This window comes from Luteibacter sp. dw_328 (assembly GCF_018449605.1).
GTDB lineage: Bacteria > Pseudomonadota > Gammaproteobacteria > Xanthomonadales > Rhodanobacteraceae > Luteibacter.
The window spans coordinates 65,858-87,765 of record NZ_JAAVUW010000004.1 but is presented as its reverse complement, the minus strand read 5'-3'; the positions used below and the strand labels follow the sequence as shown (position 1 = coordinate 87,765).

20 protein-coding genes are annotated in these 21,908 nt (G+C 64.6%); 3 read left to right on the top strand and 17 right to left on the bottom strand.

All coding sequences use genetic code 11. From position 1 onward, the window contains the following. Positions 1 to 3: 3 nt before the first annotated feature. The 15 genes from ybgF to HB634_RS10630 form a co-directional block, all read right to left on the bottom strand. On the bottom strand, positions 4 to 846 hold the full coding sequence (gene ybgF / locus HB634_RS10700; RefSeq protein ID WP_213948576.1) for a tol-pal system protein YbgF: 843 nt from the start codon (positions 844 to 846) through the stop codon (positions 4 to 6). A gap of 3 nt (positions 847 to 849) precedes the next feature. Then, the gene (gene pal / locus HB634_RS10695; RefSeq protein ID WP_063571213.1) at positions 850 to 1,359 is read right to left on the bottom strand and encodes a peptidoglycan-associated lipoprotein Pal; all 510 of its coding nucleotides are present in this window, start codon (positions 1,357 to 1,359) and stop codon (positions 850 to 852) included. A 247-nt stretch (positions 1,360 to 1,606) separates the two neighbouring features. Beyond that, positions 1,607 to 2,935: a Tol-Pal system beta propeller repeat protein TolB gene (gene tolB / locus HB634_RS10690; protein WP_213948575.1), complete on the bottom strand. Its 1,329-nt coding sequence runs from the start codon at positions 2,933 to 2,935 to the stop codon at positions 1,607 to 1,609. Between the two features lie 112 nt (positions 2,936 to 3,047). After that, positions 3,048 to 3,989 (bottom strand): cell envelope integrity protein TolA, encoded by a 942-nt coding sequence (locus tag HB634_RS10685; protein ID WP_213948574.1) that lies wholly within the window; start codon positions 3,987 to 3,989, stop codon positions 3,048 to 3,050. Next, on the bottom strand, positions 3,976 to 4,425 hold the full coding sequence (gene tolR / locus HB634_RS10680) for a protein TolR (RefSeq protein WP_213948573.1): 450 nt from the start codon (positions 4,423 to 4,425) through the stop codon (positions 3,976 to 3,978). The genes HB634_RS10685 and tolR overlap by 14 nt, the downstream gene beginning before the upstream one ends. A gap of 9 nt (positions 4,426 to 4,434) precedes the next feature. Next, positions 4,435 to 5,118 carry a protein TolQ gene (tolQ, locus tag HB634_RS10675; protein WP_213948572.1) on the bottom strand — a complete coding sequence of 228 codons (684 nt, stop codon included), beginning with the start codon at positions 5,116 to 5,118 and terminating at the stop codon, positions 4,435 to 4,437. 32 nt (positions 5,119 to 5,150) lie between these two features. Next, the gene (ybgC, locus tag HB634_RS10670) at positions 5,151 to 5,555 is read right to left on the bottom strand and encodes a tol-pal system-associated acyl-CoA thioesterase (protein ID WP_213948571.1); all 405 of its coding nucleotides are present in this window, start codon (positions 5,553 to 5,555) and stop codon (positions 5,151 to 5,153) included. Further along, positions 5,552 to 6,592, bottom strand: coding sequence for a Holliday junction branch migration DNA helicase RuvB (gene ruvB, locus HB634_RS10665; RefSeq protein WP_063571207.1), 1,041 nt, complete (start codon positions 6,590 to 6,592; stop codon positions 5,552 to 5,554). The genes ybgC and ruvB overlap by 4 nt, the downstream gene beginning before the upstream one ends. Before the next feature lie 36 nt (positions 6,593 to 6,628). After that, entirely contained in the window at positions 6,629 to 8,530 is a 1,902-nt protein-coding gene (locus HB634_RS10660) for a potassium transporter Kup (protein ID WP_213948570.1), read from the bottom strand. A 3-nt stretch (positions 8,531 to 8,533) separates the two neighbouring features. Then, positions 8,534 to 9,130, bottom strand: a complete 597-nt coding sequence (ruvA, locus tag HB634_RS10655; RefSeq protein WP_213948569.1) for a Holliday junction branch migration protein RuvA — start codon at positions 9,128 to 9,130, stop codon at positions 8,534 to 8,536. Beyond that, positions 9,127 to 9,648 (bottom strand): crossover junction endodeoxyribonuclease RuvC, encoded by a 522-nt coding sequence (gene ruvC, locus HB634_RS10650; RefSeq protein WP_063571204.1) that lies wholly within the window; start codon positions 9,646 to 9,648, stop codon positions 9,127 to 9,129. Before ruvC ends, ruvA begins: the two co-directional genes overlap by 4 nt. A gap of 21 nt (positions 9,649 to 9,669) precedes the next feature. Then, positions 9,670 to 10,419, bottom strand: a complete 750-nt coding sequence (locus tag HB634_RS10645) for a YebC/PmpR family DNA-binding transcriptional regulator (protein WP_213948568.1) — start codon at positions 10,417 to 10,419, stop codon at positions 9,670 to 9,672. Between the two features lie 55 nt (positions 10,420 to 10,474). Next, positions 10,475 to 11,113 carry an alpha/beta hydrolase gene (locus HB634_RS10640; RefSeq protein ID WP_213948567.1) on the bottom strand — a complete coding sequence of 213 codons (639 nt, stop codon included), beginning with the start codon at positions 11,111 to 11,113 and terminating at the stop codon, positions 10,475 to 10,477. Between the two features lie 16 nt (positions 11,114 to 11,129). Next, the gene (gene aspS, locus HB634_RS10635; protein WP_063572715.1) at positions 11,130 to 12,896 is read right to left on the bottom strand and encodes an aspartate--tRNA ligase; all 1,767 of its coding nucleotides are present in this window, start codon (positions 12,894 to 12,896) and stop codon (positions 11,130 to 11,132) included. Positions 12,897 to 12,988: 92 nt separating this feature from the next. Further along, positions 12,989 to 13,327 (bottom strand): zinc ribbon domain-containing protein, encoded by a 339-nt coding sequence (locus HB634_RS10630; protein ID WP_213948566.1) that lies wholly within the window; start codon positions 13,325 to 13,327, stop codon positions 12,989 to 12,991. Positions 13,328 to 13,670: 343 nt separating this feature from the next. Here HB634_RS10630 and HB634_RS10625 point away from each other — a divergent pair, with 343 nt between their 5' ends. Continuing rightward, positions 13,671 to 16,097, top strand: a complete 2,427-nt coding sequence (locus tag HB634_RS10625; protein WP_213948819.1) for a TonB-dependent receptor — start codon at positions 13,671 to 13,673, stop codon at positions 16,095 to 16,097. Positions 16,098 to 16,210: 113 nt separating this feature from the next. On the opposite strand, the gene clpB is transcribed toward HB634_RS10625, so the two are convergent. Further along, a complete protein-coding gene (clpB, locus tag HB634_RS10620) occupies positions 16,211 to 18,793 on the bottom strand; it encodes an ATP-dependent chaperone ClpB (RefSeq protein ID WP_213948565.1) in 2,583 nt (860 codons plus the stop codon). Between the two features lie 180 nt (positions 18,794 to 18,973). On the opposite strand from clpB, the gene otsB reads away from it, so the two are divergent. Beyond that, a complete protein-coding gene (gene otsB / locus HB634_RS10615; protein WP_213948564.1) occupies positions 18,974 to 19,759 on the top strand; it encodes a trehalose-phosphatase in 786 nt (261 codons plus the stop codon). Further along, entirely contained in the window at positions 19,756 to 21,171 is a 1,416-nt protein-coding gene (gene otsA, locus HB634_RS10610) for an alpha,alpha-trehalose-phosphate synthase (UDP-forming) (protein WP_063574085.1), read from the top strand. Before otsB ends, otsA begins: the two co-directional genes overlap by 4 nt. Here the strand turns inward: otsA and pgeF are convergent. After that, positions 21,168 to 21,905, bottom strand: a complete 738-nt coding sequence (gene pgeF / locus HB634_RS10605; protein ID WP_213948563.1) for a peptidoglycan editing factor PgeF — start codon at positions 21,903 to 21,905, stop codon at positions 21,168 to 21,170. The two genes, otsA and pgeF, sit on opposite strands and share 4 nt — an antisense overlap. Positions 21,906 to 21,908: the final 3 nt, after the last annotated feature.

Below are 21,908 nucleotides of genomic sequence, written 5' to 3'. Positions count from 1 at the left end.
GGATCAGTTGGCCGTCTGGCGCTGCAGACGACGCAGGCGTTCCTGTGCGAGGCCAGCGGCCTTGGAACCCGGATACTTGGCCGAGACCTGTTTCAGGGTCGCGATGGCTGCGTCCTGCTGCTTCAGCTCGATCTGGCAATAGCCGACCTTGAGCAGGCCATCGGAGACTTTGTCGCTCTGCGGATACTGCTTGACCAGTCGCTGGAAGGCTTCGATCGCCACCGGATAGTTCATGGTCACGTAGTACGACTCGCCCAGCCAGTAATAAGCGTTGGGCGCGAGCGGGCTGTCCGGATACTTGGTCAGGAAGTCGCGAAACCCGCGCGAAGCGGTGACGTAGTCACCCGCACGTAGCGACTTGAACGCAGCGTCGTACGCAGCCTGTTCGGTGGCGCTGGCCGCGGCCGTCGGCGCGGTCGCGGGCGCTGCCTGCTGGCCTGCCGCCGGAGCGACTGCCGTAGGCGTGGGCGCGGGAGCCTGGGGTGCATTGGGGGACGCGGCGGGCGACGGGGCCTGCGCTGCTCCACCCTTTTCAAGACGACCCAGCCGCGAATCGACATCCGCGTACTGCGCCTTCTGGGAATCCTGGAGTTGCTGGTTCTGGTGCTGCAGCTCTTCGATCTGACCCTGCAACTGCGAAAGCTGCTGCTGGAGATCGTTGACCTGATTGACCAGCGGGGTCGTACCGGCGTCCTTCTGGGACTGCTGCTCGAGGCGCGACACACGGTCGGCGAGACTCAAGCGGGAGTCCTGCGCGTGGACGGGCAGACCAAAAAGCGTGGCGGACGCAATTGCGCCCGCCACGCCAAGCCTGGCCATAAAACGGTTAGCCAGAAGCTTCTTCATTACTTACTTCGCGGTGTAGACGATCTCAACGCGACGGTTCTTGGACCAGCAATCATCGTTGTGCTCACGGCAGGTCGGCTTTTCCTTACCGTAGCTCGTGACGTTGACCTGGCCAGCCGAACCACCAGCAGCCTGGAGGGCGCTGGAAACGGCATTGCCGCGACGCTCGCCGAGGCCGAGGTTGTACTCACGCGTACCGCGCTCGTCGGTGTTGCCCTCGAGGGTCATAGCCGACTGCGGACGGTCCTGCAGGTACTTGGCGTGGCAAGCGATGATCTGCTGGAATTCCGGCTTCACATCGTTCTTGTCGAAATCGAAGTACACAACGCGCTGACGGAGGCAGGCATCGGTATCGAGATCCGACGGCTGGTACTTGCCGTCGTTGGTGGGGGCCGTGGTCTGTGCAACCGGCTCAGCCGGGGGCGGCGTCACAGGCTTCACAGTCTTCTTGTTACAGGCGACCGCGCCCACGCAAAGCAGGGCGGCCAGGGTGACGCTAACGGTCTTATTCATGGGACGTTCCTTCAACAGTTGAGTTCCGACAGTCGATATACGGTTTCGGGACAGGCACCGCCGGTTGTCCGGCTGTTTTTCTACTTACATCTACGCCGACGGGGTGCTGTCCCGCACCCTGCGTCTTCGTTCCGGCGACTGCCTTTAAAGCAACTGCCGGTTAACCTTGCGTCCGCAGAAAAGGCGCGGAACACCCGCGCCCCTTCCCTGGACTTTGCCGATGTCGCGGCCCGAAACGGGCGCGCCATCAACGCTGTCTATAGGGTCCCCAGGACGGCTCGCGCACGTCACCGTCCGCAAGGACGAGACGCTGGCGTACCAGGCCGTCTGCCGAAACCGCATACAGGACACCTCGCGTACCCTGCGATGCCGCATAAAGCAGCATGCTGGCATTTGGCGCGAAGCTGGGCGAATCGTCCACGTTACCCGGGGAAACGAAGCGCACCTGCCCGCCCAGACTGCGGTCCATGATAGCGATACGATACACGTTCCCGTTGCCCTGCACCATCGCAATCTGCTTGCCGTCGAAGCTCACCGAGGCGCTGGCGTTGAAGCCGCCCTGGAAGGTGACGCGCGTGGCCGCACCACCCGATGCTGACATCTGGTAGATCTGCGGCTTGCCCGAGCGATCCGACGTAAACAGGATGCTCTGGCCGTCCGGCGTGAACGTCGGCTCGGTGTCGATCGAGAAGTTGTTGGTCAGGCGCGTCTCGGCGTGGCTGGCCACGTCGATCACGAAGATCTCGGGGTTACCCACGTAGGAGAGGCTCACGGCAAGCTTGCTGCCATCCGGCGACCAGGCCGGTGCGCTGTTGATGCCGCGCGGATGGGCGGCGATCAGGCTGCGCGAACCGGTGGAGATGTTCTGTACGTATACGGCCGAGTTGCCGCTTTCGAACGAGACGTAGGCAATCTTGTTGCCGTCCGGCGACCAGGACGGTGACAGGAGCGACTCGCGCGAACGGGCCACGGTCTGCGGGTTGAAGCCGTCCGAGTCCGCGACGATCAGCGAATAGGTCGCGTTGTTACCGGTACCCACCGCCGTGATGTAGGCGATGCGGGTCCAGAAGGCGCCACGGACGCCGGTGATCTTCTCGTAGATCTGGTCAGCGATCTGGTGGGCAACGCCACGCAGGTCACCCGCCGGGGCGGTGAACGACTGGGCAAGCAGGCTCTGCTGCTTGTTCACGTCCCACAGCTCGTACTCGACCTTGAGCATGCCGCCGCCCGCATCGTTGATGCGACCGATGGTCAGGAAGTCCTGCTTGAGCAGGCGCCAGGTCGGGAACTTGATGTCCGATCCCTGCGACGGCGTCTCGACGATGTCGGCCTTGTCGAGCGAACGGAACTTGCCCGAACGATTGAAATCCGCGCGAATGACGTCTGCGACGTCGGTCGGCAGCGGCGCACCGCCGGCCTGGGCGAAAGGCACCACGGCGATAGGCGTTGCGGTCTTGAGGCCACCGACAATGTCGACGTTGAGCGACTGGGCAGCGGCAGGGCCGGCCACGAAGGCGGTCAGCACGACCAGGAGGAGAGCGAGGCGGGAAAGCGTTCTGCGCATGGGCGGATTCATTGCGACCTGGAAGTGTGAGACGGCGACGGCATGGTAACGCGATGGGGCCGGACAGCATGACCCGAATCTGAACCGCCCCGCCCGGGCATCGACCGGATCGGGGCGGGCACCATCATTGCGGTCGGAACGTGAAGGTGAGGTTTCTCTGGAACACGTCCTCGAAGCCCGCATAGGGCAGCGGCTGGGCGCGAAGCACGGCATTCTCGATCGAGGCCTTGCCGGAAGCATCATAAGGACAGCTGGCGTCGGCCTTTGCGCTCAGCACCTGACCACCCGGGATCTGGGTGATGTGCACCATGCAGGGGGCGTTCGGCATGTTGTCCGGACGCAGCCAGTTCGGCGTCACCGCGTTCTGGATCGCTGCGATGTACAAAGCCTGCTTGCTGTTGTCCTTGCCGTTCTGACCCGTCTGGAGCTTGTCGGCGGCCGGGACGTCATCGCGACCGTCGTCCTTGGCGTTCTCGAGGTCCTTCAACTGCTGGTCGGCCTGCTTCTTCTTGCTGTCGGCCTGCTTGGTCTGCGACTTGGCGGCGTCGAGCTGTTTGAAGATCTCGTCGATCTCCTTCTGTTTCTGCTTCTTCTTCTCGTCCTGCTGAGCGTCCAGCTCGGCCTGGCGCTGGCGCTGCTGCTCTTCCTGCAACTGCTTGGCGTTCTCGGCCTTCTGCACGGCGTCATCGACCACCTTCTCCTGGTCCTTCAGGGCGGGTGTCTTCGGCGGAGGCGGCAAGGTCTCGACTTTCGGCTTCTCGGGCTCAGGGGGCGTCGGCGTCGGCTGCGCCGGCGGAGGCGGCACCGTATTCGGCACCGGCTTGGTCGCGTGCTTCGGCGGCGGCGCACCGGTGGGCCCGATCAGGGTCGCTTCGATGATCTGACCCGGAAGCTGGATCGGCGCCGGACACTTCAGCGGATTCCACTCCGCGGGCACGCCCAACGCTTCGGCCCACTTTTCGTAGTCCGTGCAGGGAATGATCGCGAAGCCCAGGAAGGCCACGATGCCCAGATGGAGAAGCGCGGCGAGGACGACCGCGCGGGGCGTGCCGTTACGGTTTTCCATTCTGCGCCGACTGCGGCTGGCTCATCAGGCCGATCTTGGAGACACCGGCCTCCTGAAGGATCGGGAGGATCGAATAGACCTTGCCATAGCCGACGCGCTCGTCGCCGGCGACCAGAACCTGGAGCTCAGGGTTGGCGTCGTGGAAGGCGGTGATCTTGGCCTTGAACTCGTCCGCGCTCACCGGCTCGCGCTTGGCGCCGTTGGCGGTGAGGTAGATGGTACCGGCCTCGTCGACGGAGACGACGACAGGGTCCTTCTTATCCTGCAGGGACTTGGCATTGGTCTGCGGAAGCTGGATATCGACACCGAGGTTCATCATCGGCGTGGTGACCATGAAGATGATCAGCAGCACAAGCATGACGTCGATATACGGCACGACGTTGATCTCGGACTTCAGTTTCCGCTTCTGGCGGCGATGAACGTTACGCGTGGCCATGGCGCGGGCTCAGGCCACGTCGTCGGCGTGGATCTGGCGCTGCAGCACCGAGGAGAACTCTTCCTGGAAGACCTCGTAGCGCGACGCGATCCGCTCGACCTTGGTGGCGAAGCGGTTGTACGCCCAGACGGCCGGGATCGCGGCGAACAGGCCCATGGCCGTGGCGATCAGCGCTTCGGAGATGTGCGGGGCGACCACGGAGATCGTCACGTCCTTCATCTCGCCGAGGCCCTGGAAGGCGCCCATGATGCCCCACACCGTGCCGAACAGGCCGATATACGGGCTGATCGAGCCGACGTTGGCGAGGAATTCGAGGTTCTGCTCGAGCTTGCCGATCTCGCGGGTGCCGGCAACGCGCATGGCACGCTCGGAACCTTCCATGATGCGGTCAGCGTCGGACACCCGGCGCTGGCGCTGGCGGGCGAATTCGCGGAAGCCGGCTTCGAAGACGTTCTCGATGCCGTGCTTACCCTCGCGGTTACCCACCTCACGAAACAGGGCGGCAAGATCCGCACCCGACCAGAAACGGTCTTCGAAGGTCTCGGCGTTGTCGTGGGCGGTCTTCAGCTGGCTGTACTTGCGGATGATGATCACCCACGACAGGAACGAGAACGCCAGCAGCAGGAGCATGACCAGTTGTACGGGCAGGCTCGCTTCCGCGACCAGCTTGAAAATGTTCAATCCACCGTTCATCGCTTGAAGACTCTCCGCCGGTATCTATGGCTTTAGTAAATGGGGAATTCGTTGGGGAACAGGTCCGCCGGAATCTGGGCCGGGCGCATCGTGTCGAGGTTCACGCAAGCCGCGCGCACCGTAGCGCGCACCAGCGTCGTGCCCCCACACACAATCTCCTGATCGAACAGCATACTGGCTGAACGACGTTCTTTGACGCCCACGCTGACCAGGAGTTCATCATTCAGACGGGCCGGGCGGAGGAAATCGAGCTGCATGTCCCGGACCACGAAGCCCAGGCTCGTCGCCTCACGCAGCGCCACCTGGTCGATGCCCTGAGCGCGGAGCCACTCCGTGCGGGCTCGTTCCATGAAGCGAAGGTAGTTGGAATGGTAGACGACACCACCGGCATCGGTGTCTTCCCAGTAAATCCTTACGGGCCAGCTGAAGGCGCTCATGCGTCGTCCGAAAAGAGGTCCGGGGCCACCGTCTGGCGCGGTGGCGGGGTCAGACCCAAGTGGCGCCAGGCCTTGGCCGAAGCCATGCGGCCACGAGCGCTGCGGATCAGGTAACCCTGCTGGATCAGGTAAGGCTCGACCACGTCTTCCAGGGTGCCACGATCCTCGCTGAGGGCGGCGGCGAGCGACTCCACGCCTACCGGGCCGCCATCGAAGTTCTCGATGATGGTCTTCAGCAGGCGGCGATCGAGGTCATCGAAGCCCAGGGCATCGACCCGCAACATATCCGTGGCGGCTCGTGCCAGGTCGTGGGTGATCTTGCCGTCGCCGCGGACCTCCGCGAAGTCGCGCACACGGCGCAGCAGCCGGTTGGCGATACGGGGCGTGCCCCGCGAGCGCCGGGCGATCTCCACGGCCCCTTCCATGTCGCACTCGATGTTGAAGATGCGGGCCGCACGACGGACGATGGCCGTCAGCTCGTCCACGCTGTAGAACTCCAGCCGCTGGATGATGCCGAAACGGTCGCGCAAGGGGCCGGTGAGCAGGCCCGCGCGGGTCGTCGCGCCAATCAGGGTGAACGGTGGCAAATCGAGCTTGATCGACCGGGCTGCGGGGCCCTCGCCGATCATGATGTCGATCTGGAAGTCCTCCATGGCCGGATAGAGAACTTCCTCGACCACGGGCGACAGGCGGTGGATCTCGTCGACGAAAAGGACGTCATTTGCCTCGAGATTGGTCAGAAGCGCCGCGAGATCCCCCGCGCGCTCGAGCACCGGACCCGAGGTGGAACGGACATTCACGCCCAGCTCGTTGGCAATCACGTGGGACAGCGTGGTCTTGCCCAGGCCCGGGGGCCCGAAGATCAGCACGTGGTCCAGCGCGCCCTGCCGGCGCCGCGCCGCCTCGATATAGATGGCCATCTGCTCGCGCACCGTCTCCTGACCGAGGTACTCGGAAAGCCGTTTCGGACGAATGCTGGCTTCCAGCGCATCGTCGTCCATGGCGGCGGTGGCGGAAATGATGCGGTGCTCGGACATGGCCGCATTATGGCAGGTCTGCGAGCACCCTATTCCTCAGATCTCGACCTGCGCACCCAACTCGATCAACCGGTTGCCCGGGATCTGGAAGAAGGCCGTTGCCGGCATGGCGTTACGCGCCAGGAAAGCAAACAGCTTGTCGCGCCAGAGGGCCATGCCGGGACGACGCGCATCGGCGACGATGTTTTCACGGGACAGGAAGAACGTGGTGTCCATCATGTCGAAGTCGAGACCCTTGGGTCCCGCACGACCGAGCGACGCCGGAATGTTCGGATCCTCGGCAAAACCGTAGCGCAGCTGCAGGCCGTAGAAACCGCCGCCGTACTCGATGACGTCCATCCGCTCGTCGTAATCCGCCACGGGCGTCTCCAGCATCTCCACGGTGAGCAGCACGTTGCGCTCGTGCAGCACCTTGTTGTGCTTGAGGTTGTGCAGCATCGCGTGCGGTACGGAGTTCTGGTTGGCGGTGAGGAACACGGCCGTACCCGGTACGCGCAGCGGTGGGTGGTCCGAGATATTGGCAACGAAGGGCTCGAGCGCGAGACCGGACTGCTTGATCTCGCGAACCACGAGGTCCCTGCCCCGGCGCCAGGTGGTCATGATGGTGAAGATCACCACGCCGAGCACCAGCGGGAACCAGCCGCCGTGCGCGATCTTCAGCGCGTTGGCGCCGAAGAAGGCGAGGTCGACAATGAGGAAGACCACGCCCACGGTGATGACCGCGGACCAGTGCCAATGCCAGCGATAACGTGCGACGACGAGCGCCAGCAACGTGGTCATCGTCATCGTGCCGGTCACGGCGATACCGTAGGCCGCGCCGAGGTTGTTCGACGAACGGAAGCCGATCACCGCCAGGACCACGAGAACCAGCAGCAGGCGGTTGACCCAGGGCACGAAGATCTGCCCGGACATCTCGTGGGAGGTGTGCACCACGGCCATGCGCGGCGAGTAACCCAGGGACATCGCTTCGCGCGTCATCGAGAAGGCGCCCGAAATCACGGCCTGCGATGCGATCACTGCCGAGGCCGTGGCCAGCGCGATCATCGGGTAGAGCAGGTTTTCCGGCACCATCTTGTAGAACGGATTCTCGATCGCGCTCGGATCGTGCAGCAGCAGCGCGCCCTGCCCGAAATAGTTGATCAGCAGGGCCGGCAGGACAAAGAAGAACCAGGCCAGGCGGATCGGCTTCTTGCCGAAGTGACCCATGTCCGCGTAGAGCGCTTCGCCGCCGGTAAGGGCCAGCACCACGCCTCCCAGGGCGATGAAAGCCTGCTTACCGTGCTCCATGAAGAAGCGAACGGCGTAGACGGGATTGAGCGCGTACAGCACCTGCGGATGATCGACGAGCTGACGCAGGCCGAGCCATGCAAGAACGAAGAACCAGACGATCATGACCGGCGCGAACGCCTTGCCGACGATCTCGGTGCCGTGACGCTGGATGGCGAAGAGCGCCACCAGGATGACCAGGCAGATCGGCAACACGTAGGTCTCGAGGGAGGGCGCAGCGACCTCCAGGCCCTCCACCGCCGAAAGTACCGACATGGCGGGCGTGATCACGCCATCGCCGTAGAACAGGGACGCACCGAAGATACCGATGGCCGCAAGCACCCAGCGGGCGCGGGGCGAGCCGCTGACACTGCGCTGGGCCAGGGCCATCAGCGCCATGATGCCACCCTCGCCCTTGTTGTCGGCGCGCATGACGAAGGTGACGTACTTGAGCGAGATCACCATCAACAGCGACCAGAAGATCAGCGACAACACGCCGAGCACGGCCATTGGTTGCGGCGTCATGCCGTGAGTGCCGAGCGTTTCCTTCATCGTGTACAGGGGACTCGTACCGATGTCACCGAAGACGATGCCGATGGCACCGAGCGCAAGCGCGGCCAGTTTCTTGCCGTGCGCGTTGCGCAGCTCTTCAGCGTGATTATGCTGACCCATGGTTCAACTTCCCAGCGCGGCGCGTAGCGCCTTGCGAATGATGGCTTCGGCGGTGTCGCCATCGGCGGCGACTTTCTGCACAAGGCGCGAAGCTTCCACGGGCTTGTAACCGAGTTGTTGGAGGGCAACGGTGGCCTCGGCCACCGGATCGGCGGATACGACTTCACCGGCAACGGTCGAAGGCAGGCGCACGCCCACGGCGTCGACGCGGTCGCGCAACTCGACCACCATGCGCTCGGCGGTCTTCTTGCCGATGCCTGGAATCTTGGTCAGTGCGACCACGTCACCGGCATGAACCAACCGGGACAGATCGTCGGTGGACACACCCGAAAGGACGGCCAGCGCGATCTTCGCGCCGATGCCGCTGACCTTGAGCAGGTGACGGAACATGGCCCGGTCAGGCTCCCGGAGGAACCCGTAAAGCGAAACGCCATCCTCTCTTACCGCGTAATGGATAAGCAGGGTGACTTCCTTGCCGGTGGCCGGGAGATCGTAAATCGTGGACATCGGGGCGTCGACGTCGTAGCCGACACCGCCTACCTCGATAAGCAACGACGGAGGCTGCTTGCTGATGAGAGTCCCGCGCAGTCGACCGATCATCGGCGACGCCTCCATGCCGTGCGCGGGATGCCCACGCGTTCGATACTGGTCCGGGTGTGCGCATGGGCGACAGCGATCGCCAGCGCATCGGCGGCGTCCGCCTGGAGCGGACCCTTGATGCCGAGAATCAACCCGATCATGTGCTGGACCTGGGTCTTGTCGGCGCGGCCTGTTCCGACCACTGCCTGCTTGACCTCGGTCGCCGCGTATTCATGCACGATCACTCCCTTACTGACCATGGCGACAATCGCCGCGCCACGCGCCTGGCCCAGTTTGAGCGCCGAGTCGGGGTTGCGCGCCATGAAAACACGCTCGATCGCGGCTTCGACCGGACCATGCTCGCCGATGATGGCGCAGAGTTCGTCAAAGATGCGTTTGAGGCGCAGCGGGAAGGTCGCCTCCCCGCCAATGACGAGCGCACCGTGCCAGACGTGAGTCAACGTGCCGTTGTCGGCCACGTCGATCACGCCCACACCCGTGCGCTGGCTGCCCGGATCGATACCGAGAATGCGGGTCATGACAGCGAGGGGTTCACGAGCTCACGCGTCTTCCGCATCCTGGCTGGGCAGGATGGCGTTGTGGTAGACCTCGTCCACGTCGTCGAGGTCGTTCAGGCGGGTCAGCAGCTTCTCGAAATGCTCGAGGGCTTCGCCGGAAGGCGTCACCAGCGGGCCATTCGGGCGCATGACCACGTCGGAACCGTCGATGTCGAAGCCAGCAGCGACCAGCGCCTTACGCATGGCTTCGACGGCGATCGGATCGGGAGCGAGCAACACGCTGCCGATACCGTTCTCGATGACGATGTCCTCCGCGTTGTTCTCGATGGCGGCTTCTTCCAGCTTCGCCTCGACATCGGCGTCGCCGCCGGTGTGGACGACCACCTGGCCGACGCGGGTGAACTGGAAGGCCACCGAGTTCGTCGTGCCGAGGTTGCCGCCGAGCTTGGTCAGCGCAGCGCGGACGTCGGCGACCGTGCGGGTCTGGTTGTCGGTGACGCAGTCGATGATCAGCGCGGTACCCGCCGGACCGTAGCCCTCATAGCGGATCTCGTGCATGTCGGCGCCGCCTTCGGCACCCGAGCCGCGCTTGATCGCGCGGTCGATCGTGTCCCGGGTCATATTGGCGCCCAGGGCCTTGTCCACGGCTGCCCGCAGGCGCGGGTTGCCATTGGGATCGGGCACGCCGCCACGGGTGGCAATGGTGATTTCGCGGATCAGCTTGGTGAACACCTTGGCGCGCTTGGCGTCTTCGGCGTTCTTGCGACCTTCGATGGACGGGCCTCTACCCATGTGCGTTTCCTGGCTCTACCGGACTGACGAGGGCGCGATTCTAGCCGCAATCACGTTAAGGGGCTAAGGGGGTGTCAAACCGACCGTCCCGAAGAAAAACAGCAACCTGCTTCGCCACATCGGCGGACATCAGCATCCCGGTGTGGCTGGTCTCCAAGACGCAGTGGCCGGCCAGGCCGGGCAAACGGGTTTCTTCGACGCCGACGGAGCCATCGTGCTCGTCACCCAGCGCGCCGACGAAGGCGCCCAGTCCGACGGGCATGCGACCAGCGATCATGCCGACCTCGCGAGCGCCATCCCAACGGTCCAGGCCGTGCTCGAGGAGCTCGCGCGAGCGGCCGAGCAGCATATCCCCGCCCCAGCGATGGGTGAGGCCGCGGGCCGCCCCGCTACCATTGAGCGGTGAACCGAGGCAGACGATCCGCCCCTGCGGCAAATCGTCATCCCTGCAGGCAAGCAGGGCGAGAATCCCGCCGAGGCTGTGTCCGACGACATGCACCGGGCCCGGGCCCAGGCTGCGGATCCGCTTGCGCAGGCGAGTGATCGCCTGCTCCGGCGGCGCGGCCACACTCATGTATTCGAACTGGTGAACGCTGAAACCTTCTTCGCGAAGGCGCCGATGCAGCATGGCCATGGCGAATCCCCGCATCCACAGACCGTGGAGAAGCAGGACTTCGGGCAGGTTGTCGGTCATCGGTATGCGACGCCGGTCAGGCCTTCGGCTCCACGGCGACGCGAACGTGGAGTTCCTTCAGCTGCGGCTCGGAAACCGGCGACGGCGCGTCGGTCATGAGGTCCTGCGCGCTGGTCGTCTTCGGGAAGGCGATGACATCGCGGATGGACTCGGTGCCGGCCATCAGGGCGGCGATGCGATCGATACCGAAGGCCAGGCCGCCGTGGGGCGGCGCGCCCATGCGCAGCGCCTTGAGCAGGAAGCCGAACTTGGCGTCGGCCTCCTCCGCGCCGATGCCGAGCAGCTCGAACACGGCGCTCTGCATGTCCGGGCGATGGATGCGGATGGAACCGCCGCCGATCTCGTTGCCGTTGAGGACCATGTCATAGCCGCGACTCACCGAGTTGGCGGCGTTCGCGCGAAGGTCGGCGATATCGTCGACCTTGGGCGCGGTAAACGGATGATGGAGCGCCACATAGCGCTGCTCGTCCGCGTCGTATTCGAACATCGGGAAATCGGTGACCCAGAGCGGCTTCCACGCGTTCTCGACCATGCCGCGATCGCGACCCAGCTTGATGCGGAGTGCCCCCATGAAATCGGTGACCGTCTTCCAGCTGCCTGCGCCAAAGAACACGATGTCGCCGGAGGCGGCGCCGGTAAGCGTCAGCACCTGCTCGAGGGCGGCATCGTCGAGGAACTTGGCGACGGGTGAGTTGATCCCCTCACGCCCCTTGGCGAGGTCGTCCACCTTCAGCCAAGCCAGGCCCTTCGCACCGTACTTGCCGGCGTATTCGGTCAGGCCATCGATGTCCTTGCGGGACAAGTCGGCGGCACCCGGCACGCGCAGGGCGGCCACGCGGCCGGCCGGATCGTTGGCCGGACCGGAAAACACCTTGAACTCGACGTGCTTCACCGCGTCGGCGATATCGGTCAGTTCCAGGGGGATACGCAGGTCGGGCTTGTCCGATCCGAAACGGCGCATGGCCTCTTCGTAGGTCATGCGCGGGAAGCTGGCAGCGAGCTCGACCTGGCGCACTTCACGGAACACATGGCGAATCAGGTTCTCGACGAAATCCTGCACGTCGCGCTCTTCAACGAAAGCGAACTCAAGGTCGAGCTGGGTGAATTCCGGCTGGCGGTCGGCGCGAAGGTCCTCGTCGCGGAAGCAACGGGCGATCTGGTAGTAGCGGTCGAAGCCAGCCATCATCAGGAGCTGCTTGAACAGCTGGGGCGACTGCGGCAGCGCGTAGAACTGACCCGGATGCACGCGGCTCGGCACGAGGTAGTCACGCGCACCTTCTGGCGTGGCCTTGGTCAGGATCGGGGTTTCGATGTCCTGGAAACCCGCGTTGTCCAGATACCGACGCAGCTCGCGAACCAGCCGGGTGCGGGTGCGCATCATCTGCTGCATTTCCGGACGGCGCAGATCGAGGTGGCGGTAGGTCATCCGCATGTCTTCGTTCGGCGTTTCGTGCAGCGCGAAGGGGAGATCACGGGCGGCGTTGAGGATCTCGACCTTGTCGGCGATGAGTTCCACGGTGCCGGTCTTCAGCTTGTCGTTGGCGGCGAGGCGCTTGCGAACCTGGCCGGTGACCTTGATGCAGTATTCGTAACCCAGCTCGCCGGCGACGGCGAAAGCATCGGCGTTCTCGCGCTCGATCACTACCTGGGCGATGCCCTCGTGATCACGCAGGTCGACAAAGGCCACATGGCTTTGCAGGCGCAGGGTATTGACCCATCCGCAAAGGGTGACGTTCTGGTCGATCAGCGACTCGTCGATGAGTCCGCAAAAATGGCTGCGCATGCGCTTGAAGCTTCGTGGGAAAAGACCCCGGATCGTACCACGCCCCAGGGTCCCGCCTCCTGTTCCGGGGCTCGGCGACCGCCCCCACCAGATCAGCTGTTGCCCGATCCGGACGAGGAGGAACCGCCCTTGGTGGCGGGTGCGGGCGAGGCCGCGGGGGCAGGCGCCGGGGCGGCCGCGGGCGTCGCGGCGGGAGCCGGTGCAGGTGCGCCGGAGGAGCCTTCCGCAAGATTCTTCTTCTTGTCCCCGTCTTTCTTGAAGTCCGTTTCATACCAGCCGCCGCCCGCCAGGCGGAACTGGGGCGCGCTCAGCATGCGGCCCACCTGCGATTCGCCGCAGTTCGGGCAGACGGTGGGATCGGCGTCGGACATCTTTTGCAGCCGCTCGAAGCGGTGCCCGCAGGCTTTGCACTGGAACTCATAGATGGGCATGTGGCGGTTCTCTGTACGTCAGCCCGCGATTATCTGCCCGTAAGCTTCACGCCGGAATACTTTTGCGTTGCACCAATAGGGAGAAAAAAGCCAGTTTCGTGCCAAGCCCTTGAAAATAGGCGTATCGAAGCCTTTGTTTCCCCATGATGGCGCACGCGTGACGAATCTGTTGACGCGCCGCAGCGAGAATGCCTAGCGTCGATCCCAGCGCGGCTTTCCAACCGCGTCCGCGGGGCACTCCCGCCCTGCGTGCGTAGCTCGCCTAGGGGACCCATCGATGACGACAGGCAAGACCTCTCGACGCAAGCCGGCGGCCAGCTTCTGGCTCCCTGCCCTCGGACTCATGATCGTGACGCCCGGTTACGCCCAGGACAGCACGCCACCCCCGGACGCCAAGCAAGCCCGCCAGCTCGACCAGGTCGTGGTGACCGGTACGCGCAGCACCAACCGGACCGAAGCGGAATCATTGTCGCCGATCGACGTGCTTTCGCCCAAGGACCTCACCTCCAGCGGCGCAACAGACCTCGCCACGGCCCTGGGGCGACTCCTGCCCTCCCTGGACTTCCCACGCCCGGCGATCAACGACGGTAACGATGCCGTCCGGCCCGCGAGCCTGCGCGGTCTCTCACCGGACGACACGCTCGTGCTCGTCGACGGCAAGCGCTACCACACGTCCGCGCTGGTCAACTACAACAACTCCGTCGGCCGCGGGGCCGCACCCGCCGATCTCAATTCCATTCCGATCTCCGCGATCGATCACATCGAAGTGTTGCGCGACGGCGCCGCCGCGCAGTACGGCTCCGATGCCATCGCTGGCGTCATCAACATCGTGCTCAAGCATGGCGCTGGCGAAGGCAAGAACAGCATCAATGCCAACGGCGGCATCATGAGCCAACGCGACGGTGCCACCAACGGCATCGACGGTTCCATGGGCGTCGACCTGGGCGGCAAGGGTGCGGATGCGAAGGGCTGGCTGCGCGTCGCCTGGAATTACCAGGACGCCATGAACACCAACCGGCGCTCGCCACTGTCGCTGTATTCACCGGAGGACGCTGCCGACGGCAACGTGGCCCACCAGCGCTACGGCGACCCGGCGGTGAAGACCTACCAGGCGCTGACCAACTTCCAGTACGAAGTCGCGCACAACGTCGATGTCTACGGCTTTCTCACCATGAGCCGCCGCGACGTCACCTCGAACGGTTATTACCGCGCCGCCGCCAATGCGCGCAATGTGCCCGCGATCTACCCGGACGGCTTTCTTCCGCAGATCGTCAACCACGTGAACGACACCACCGCGGTGCTCGGCGTGAAAGGCGTCACCGATGGCGGATGGCGATGGGATGCGTCCGGCAACTACGGCATCAACAATCTCGATTTCGACATCCAGAACAGCGTCAACACCAACCTGTACTACACGACAGGCTCGTCGCCCACGTATTTCAACGCGGGCACCTTCAAGAATTCGCAGGCACTGGCCAACATCGACATTGGCAAGGATTTCGCCGTCGACTGGCTGAAGAATCCGCTGACGCTTGCCTTCGGCGCCGAGTACCGGAAGGAAAAATACGAAATCGACGCCGGCGACCCGACCTCGTATTTCTTCGACCCGAACACGTTCATTCCCGGCACGACCACGCCGTACGCCGGTGGCTCGCAGGTGTTCCCAGGGCTGTCACCGGATGCAGCCGGCAGCTTTACCCGGCACAGCGAAGCGCTCTACGTCGATCTGGAAAACGACATCACGGACAAGTTCTCCGCAGGTGTCGCCGGCCGTTACGAGCACTATAGCGACGCCGGTTCCACACGCTCGGGCAAGATTTCCGGTCGCTACCAGTTCACGCCGGAGTTCGCCCTTCGCGGCACGATCTCCAACGGCTTCCGTGCACCCTCGCTGGCCCAGCAGAACTATCAGTCGGTGGTTACCATCATCGATCCCACGACTGGCCAGCTGGCACAGACGGGTACGTACCGGACGTCGGATCCCGCAGCAATCGCACTCGGCGCCAAGGCACTGAAGCCGGAGAAGTCCGCGAACTACAGTCTTGGCGCCGTATGGCAGCCCCTGGCGGATTTCAGCGCCACACTCGACGTCTACCAGATCCGCATCTGGCATCAGATCCTGTACTCGGACACGATCAGCCTGACCGACCCGCTCCTCGCCGCGTACTTCAACAGCATCGTGCCAGGCCAGCAGGTCACTGCGATCCAGTACTTCGCCAACGCGGCAGCCACACGCACGCGCGGTGCGGACCTGGTGCTCAACTACCGAATCCCGACGACATCGTGGGGTGAGGTGAACCTGCTCGCCAGCGGCAACTACAACCAGGTGAAGGTGCTCTCGGTGAGTGCCACACCGGCGGTGCTCCAGGCCAACTCGACCGATCCCATCGAACTGTTCGGACGTTCGAGCCAGGGCATCCTGACCAAGGCCACGCCACGCACGAAGTTCCTGTTCGGCGCGGACTGGGCCCTCGCCGGCTTCACCGTCCACGGGGACCTGACCCGTTACGGCTCGGTCACGCGGGTGAATACCGATCCGACCACGGACCAGGTGTTCTCGGCGCGCTGGCTGTTGAACACCTCGCTGGGCTACGCCATCGACGCGTGGAACTTCACCGTGGGTGTCGACAACGTGACCAATCAGTACCCGAACCGGGTAAAGGCGAACAATACCGGCGAAGACTTCGCCAGCGGCCTGCAGTACTCGGCGCTGTCGCCGTTCGGTTTCAACGGACGGTACATGTACGCGAAGGTGGGCTTTCGGTTCTGAGGGCGAGCCGCGCAGCGTCCGCTGCTCGTGTAGGAGCCGATTCATCGGCGAAGGGTGCTCGCGAGAGCATCGCCGATGAATCGGCTCCTACCGGGCAGGGGGCATCGCTGCGTTTACACCGCCTCGAAGTTGAGGTGGTTGCCGTCGGAATCCACACGCACGGTCTGGCCGGGCGTGAACACGCCCTGCAGGATTCGCTGCGCCAGCGGATTCTCCAGCTGCTGCTGGATGGCGCGCTTCAGGGGTCGCGCGCCGTAGACCGGATCGAAGCCTGCCGAGCCCAGCAGATCCAGCGCCCGATCGGTCACGTCGAGCCCGAGCTGGCGTTCGGCCAGTCGCTTACCGAGGTAGGCGAGCTGGATACGCGCGATGGACCGAATCTGCTTCTTGTCGAGTGGACGGAACACCACCAGGTCGTCGAGGCGATTGATGAACTCGGGACGGAAGTGCCCTTGCACGACGCCGAGCACCGAGGCCTTCATCTGCATGTAATCGGCTTCGCTGTCGCCGGCCTGCTCCTGGATCAAGTTCGACCCCAGGTTCGAGGTCATCACGATGACCGTGTTACGGAAGTCGACCGTGCGGCCCTGGCCGTCCGTGAGGCGGCCATCGTCGAGCACCTGCAGCAGGATGTTGAACACATCTGGATGCGCCTTTTCCACTTCGTCGAGCAGGATGACGCTGTACGGACGACGCCGGACGGCTTCGGTGAGGTAACCACCCTCTTCATAACCGACATAGCCAGGGGGCGCGCCCACCAGACGGCTCACCGAGTGTTTCTCCATGAACTCGCTCATGTCGATGCGAATCATGGCGTCCTGCGTGTCGAAGAGGAAATCGGCCAGCGCCTTGCACAGCTCCGTCTTGCCGACGCCCGTCGGGCCAAGGAAAAGGAACGAGCCGTACGGGCGGTTCGGATCGGACAAGCCCGCACGCGCACGGCGGATCGCATCCGATACGGCTTTCACTGCCTCTTCCTGGCCGACCACGCGCGAATGCAGCGCGCTCTCCATCTGCAACAGCTTCTCGCGCTCGCCTTCGAGCATTTTCGCCACGGGAATCCCGGTCCAGCGAGCGACCACCTCGGCGATTTCCTCGGCGGTCACGCGGTCCTGCAGCAGCGTGAAGTCCTGCTTTTCGGCTTGCTGGGCCGCGGCGAGCTGGGCCTCCAGCGCTGGCAGGCGTCCGTACTGGATTTCGCTCATGGCCGCATAGTCCTGGCGACGCTGGGCGGCTTCCAACTCAACGCGCGCGGCCTCGATCTGTTCCTTGACCTTGGTCGTGCCCTGGAGCATCGCCTTCTCCGACTTCCACACCTCGTTGAGATCGGAGAACTCGCGGTCGAGTTTCTCGATATCGGATTCGAGGGTGGCAAGGCGCTGCTTCGACTCGTCGTCCTGCTCCTTCTTGAGCATCTCGCGCTGGATCTTGAGCTGGACGAGGCGGCGCTCGAGGCGATCGAGTTCTTCCGGCTTGGAATCGATTTCCATGCGGATTCGCGAAGCGGCCTCGTCCATCAGGTCGATGGCCTTGTCCGGCAGCTGGCGGTCGGGAATGTAGCGCGCGGAAAGCGTCGCTGCGGCAACGATCGCCGGATCGGTAATCTCCACACCATGGTGGACGGCGTAGCGCTCTTTCAGGCCGCGCAGGATCGCGATGGTGTCCTCGACGCTCGGCTCACCGACAAGGATCTTCTGGAATCGGCGCTCGAGCGCGGCGTCCTTCTCGACATACTTACGATACTCGTCCAGCGTCGTTGCGCCGATGCAATGCAACTCGCCGCGTGCGAGGGCGGGCTTCAGCATATTGCCCGCATCCATCGCACCATCTGCCTTGCCGGCGCCGACCATCGTGTGCAATTCGTCGATGAAGAGGATCACCCGACCTTCCTGTTTCGAGAGGTCGCTGAGCACGTTTTTCAGGCGCTCTTCGAACTCACCGCGGAATTTCGCACCGGCAATGAGCGCGCCCATGTCGAGCGAGAGCACGCGCTTGTCGCGCAGGCCTTCGGGCACTTCGCCGTTGACGATGCGCTGGGCAAGACCTTCGACGATGGCCGTCTTGCCCACGCCCGGCTCACCGATAAGCACGGGATTGTTCTTGGTGCGGCGCTGCAGGACCTGGATGGTCCGGCGGATTTCCTCGTCGCGGCCGATCACCGGATCGAGCTTACCGGCCTCGGCGCGCTCGGTCAGGTCGATCGTGTACTTCTCCAGCGCCTGGCGCTGCTCTTCGGCGTTCTCCGACTGCACTTTTTCACCGCCGCGCAGCTTGTCGATCGCCGCCTCGAGTCGCTCCTTCGTGGCGCCGGCCGCCTTCAGCGCACCACCGACCTCGCCGCGATCCTCCAGCAGGGCAAGCACGAACAGCTCGCTGGCGATGAACTGGTCGCCGCGCTGCTGGGCAAGCTTGTCGGTGAGGTTGAGCAGGCGATTGAGGTCGTTGCCGAGGTTGATATTGCCTTCCTCGCCCGCGACACGCGGCAGCCGGTCGAGGATCTCGCCCACGCGCTGGCGCAGGGACGGTACGTTGACCCCGGCCTGAGTCAGCAACGGCCCGGTCGAGCCGCCTTGCTGGTCGAGCAGCGCGGCCAGCACGTGTGCCGGCTCGAGCATATTGTTGTCGCGGCCGACGGCCAGCGACTGGGCGTCGGCCAGCGCTTGCTGGAATCGCGACGTAAGTTTGTCCATACGCATCGACGGTTTCTCCCAAAGGTTCTGGCGCGCCCCGGGCCCTCCCCGCGACCGCCTCTGGCCAAACAGATGCGGGTGGGAGCGTGCTCCTTCAACGGTGAAGAGCAGGCGCAACAAGGCTTCCTCCGCTTTTTTCACACTACACCCTGCATCCTCGGGGAATAGCAGCCCCATGGAGCCAACGTGACAGCCAGCCGCGACACTCTGCCCCGCCCTGTTCCGGGCCTGATCGACGCCGAAACCGCCCTGTTCCTGGACGCGGACGGCACGCTGCTCGCCTTCGCCGATGATCCCGAAGGGGTTGCCCTGGCCGACGGCCTGCTGGACACCCTCGATGCGATCCACGCGGCACTGGGAGGTGCGATGGCGCTGGTCAGTGGACGGGCGATCAGCGGGCTGGACCAGATCTTCAACCGGCCGCGCTGGGCGGCCGCCGGTCAGCACGGTATGGAACGGCGCGACGCGACGGGCCGGGTGAACACGGTCCCTGTGGATCCGGCGGAACTGGCCCGACTACGCGAGACGGTCCACGCGGTCGCCACCGAAATGCCTGGCGTGCGGGTCGAGGACAAGAGCTGGTCGGTTGCCCTGCATTGCCGCGAACGCCCCGAGTACGAACCGGCACTGGCTCGCCGCGCGCCGATGATCGCCAAGCGCTTCCCCGGCTTCGAGCTACAACCTGGCAGCTATGTCTTCGAGTTCAAGCCGCGCGGCATGGACAAGGGCGTGGCAGTGGCCTCGTTTCTCGACGAAGCGCCGTTCCACGGTCGCCGCCCGGTCTATCTCGGTGACGACCTGACCGACGAGCACGCTTTTATCTTCGTCAACGCCCACGGCGGCGCATCCGTTCGCATAGGCGCAAGAACACCGTCACAAGCGACGTTCACATTGTCTAGCCCGGCTGACGTTCATGCTTGGCTGGATTCCGTGAAAGCCAGGCTGTCGCAAGGAGCCACAAGCGCAACATGAGCCGACTAGTCGTCATTTCCAATCGCGTCGCGTTACCCAAGCAGACGCAGACCGGCGGACTGGCGTCCGCAATGAACGCGGCGCTGCAGGAAATGGGCGGCCTATGGTTCGGCTGGAGCGGCAACATCGCCGCCGAGACCGGCAAGGAACTGCATGAAGTGGCCGATGGCCATATCAGCTACGCCACCATCGACATGTCCAAGCAGGATCACGACGACTATTACAGTGGCTTCGCCAACCGCGCTCTCTGGCCACTCTTCCACTACCGCGCCGACCTTGTCGACTACCGTCGCGACCATCTTGAAGGCTATCTCCGGGTCAACCGGATCTTCGCCAAGCGCGTGGCGAAGCTGCTCAGGAAGGACGACATCATCTGGGTCCACGACTACCACCTGATTCCGCTGGCGGCGATGCTGCGCGAGCTCGGTGTCGAGAACCGGATCGGCTTCTTCCTGCATACCCCCCTGCCGGCGGCGGGCTTGCTGATCACCCTGCCAAGGCATCGCGAGCTGCTCGAGCCGCTGGCCTCGTACGATCTCGTCGGCCTGCACACCCAGCGCGATGTGCGCGCCCTCGAGGACTACTTCCTGCACGAACTGGGGGCGGCCATGCGCACGGGCGGCCGGATCCGCGCGGCCAACGGGCGCATCTTCCGCGCCGGCGTGTTCCCCATCAGCATCGACACGGCCGAGGCCGTCGAACTGGCCCACCGCGCGGAAGACAGTGGCGCGGTCGCCAAACTCAGGGCCAGCGTGGACGATCGCTCGCTGATCATCGGTGTGGACCGCCTGGATTATTCGAAAGGCCTGCCCGAACGATTCGAAGGCTTCGCACGCCTGCTTCGCGACCATAAGGAGATGCGCGGCCGCGTCTCGCTGCTGCAGATCGCCCCGCCGTCCCGCTCCGACGTACCCGAGTACCGCTCGTTGCGCCGCGAGCTGGAGCGCAGCGCCGGTCACATCAACGGGCAGTACGCCGAGCCGGACTGGGTACCGATCCGCTACGTGAACAAGTCATTTGCCCACAAAGTGCTGGCAGGCTACTTCCGCGTCGCCAAGGTCGGCCTGGTGACGCCCCTGCGTGACGGCATGAATCTGGTCGCCAAGGAATATGTGGCCTGCCAGGACCCGCAGGACCCCGGCGTACTGGTGCTGTCGCGTTTCGCCGGGGCGGCCCAGGAGCTCGATGCGGCCCTTCTGGTCAACCCTTCGGACCTCGATGAAGTCTCCGAAGCCCTGAAGCGGGCGCTGGAAATGCCACTCAAGGAACGCCGCATGCGCTGGCAGTCGATGATGGACGTGCTCGAACGCAACGACATCACCACCTGGCGCAACGCCTTCCTGCAGGCGCTCACCGAGCCGCCGAAAGTGAAGCCGGAGATCTACGTGCAGACGCCGATGACGGCGCCCTAGGCGCCGGTCCAGATCAGCGAGGCGAAGCGACCGCTGTTGGCACCATCGCGGCGGTAGGAGTAGAGCCGCTGGTCCGTGAGCGTATCGAAGCCACCCCCCGCTACCTGCGACACGCCGATCGAAGCCAGCCGGCGCTTCGCGAGCGCGTACAGATCGCAATGCCAGTGTCCCGGCCGGGTGGCGGCGAAGGCCAGGGCCGCCCCGGCATCCCCGTCGACGAAAGCCGCACGCACTTCGTCACCCACCTCGTACGACGAAGCGCCGATGGCCGGGCCAAGCCAGGCCTGGACGCCATGGGCCGCCATCGCCTCCACCGTGCGCTCCAGCACTCCCGCCGCCAGCCCACGCCAGCCCGCATGGGCCGCGCCGATCGTCTGGCCGTCGGCGGAGACGAACAGCACGGGCAGGCAATCCGCCGTCAGGATGGCCAGCACCTGACCCGGACCGCGCGCCACGGAGGCATCCGCCACCGGCTCATCGTCGCCTGTGAGTGGGGATTCGCTTACGGCGATGCCGTGCACCTGGCGCAGCCAAAGCGGCGGCGCAGGCAGCTCCAGGGCTTCGGCCAACGCCCGCCGGTTGACCTCGACGGCGGCGACATCATCGCCAGAGCGCAGTCCCAGGTTCAGCCGGTCATACGGCGCCTCGGACACGCCTGGGCCGCGCCGCGTGGAAACCGCCGCGCCGACCCCCGCCGGTGCCTTCCAGTCCGGAACGATCCAGTCGGCGTCCACCCA

Bases quoted from the DNA above. Each gene is read 5' to 3' on its own strand.
- HB634_RS10625 (WP_213948819.1), top strand. From the start codon at position 13,671: ATGATCGTGACGCCCGGTTACGCCCAGGACAGCACGCCACCCCCGGAC.
- pal (WP_063571213.1), bottom strand. From the start codon at position 1,359: ATGAATAAGACCGTTAGCGTCACCCTGGCCGCCCTGCTTTGCGTGGGC.
- clpB (WP_213948565.1), bottom strand. From the start codon at position 18,793: ATGCGTATGGACAAACTTACGTCGCGATTCCAGCAAGCGCTGGCCGAC.
- otsA (WP_063574085.1), top strand. From the start codon at position 19,756: ATGAGCCGACTAGTCGTCATTTCCAATCGCGTCGCGTTACCCAAGCAG.
- HB634_RS10660 (WP_213948570.1), bottom strand. From the start codon at position 8,530: ATGGGTCAGCATAATCACGCTGAAGAGCTGCGCAACGCGCACGGCAAG.
- ybgF (WP_213948576.1), bottom strand. From the start codon at position 846: ATGAAGAAGCTTCTGGCTAACCGTTTTATGGCCAGGCTTGGCGTGGCG.
- tolB (WP_213948575.1), bottom strand. From the start codon at position 2,935: ATGAATCCGCCCATGCGCAGAACGCTTTCCCGCCTCGCTCTCCTCCTG.
- HB634_RS10630 (WP_213948566.1), bottom strand. From the start codon at position 13,327: ATGCCCATCTATGAGTTCCAGTGCAAAGCCTGCGGGCACCGCTTCGAG.
- ruvB (WP_063571207.1), bottom strand. From the start codon at position 6,592: ATGTCCGAGCACCGCATCATTTCCGCCACCGCCGCCATGGACGACGAT.
- HB634_RS10645 (WP_213948568.1), bottom strand. From the start codon at position 10,419: ATGGGTAGAGGCCCGTCCATCGAAGGTCGCAAGAACGCCGAAGACGCC.
- ybgC (WP_213948571.1), bottom strand. From the start codon at position 5,555: ATGAGCGCCTTCAGCTGGCCCGTAAGGATTTACTGGGAAGACACCGAT.
- HB634_RS10640 (WP_213948567.1), bottom strand. From the start codon at position 11,113: ATGACCGACAACCTGCCCGAAGTCCTGCTTCTCCACGGTCTGTGGATG.
- tolQ (WP_213948572.1), bottom strand. From the start codon at position 5,118: ATGAACGGTGGATTGAACATTTTCAAGCTGGTCGCGGAAGCGAGCCTG.
- ruvC (WP_063571204.1), bottom strand. From the start codon at position 9,648: ATGACCCGCATTCTCGGTATCGATCCGGGCAGCCAGCGCACGGGTGTG.
- ruvA (WP_213948569.1), bottom strand. From the start codon at position 9,130: ATGATCGGTCGACTGCGCGGGACTCTCATCAGCAAGCAGCCTCCGTCG.
- HB634_RS10685 (WP_213948574.1), bottom strand. From the start codon at position 3,989: ATGGAAAACCGTAACGGCACGCCCCGCGCGGTCGTCCTCGCCGCGCTT.
- aspS (WP_063572715.1), bottom strand. From the start codon at position 12,896: ATGCGCAGCCATTTTTGCGGACTCATCGACGAGTCGCTGATCGACCAG.
- tolR (WP_213948573.1), bottom strand. From the start codon at position 4,425: ATGGCCACGCGTAACGTTCATCGCCGCCAGAAGCGGAAACTGAAGTCC.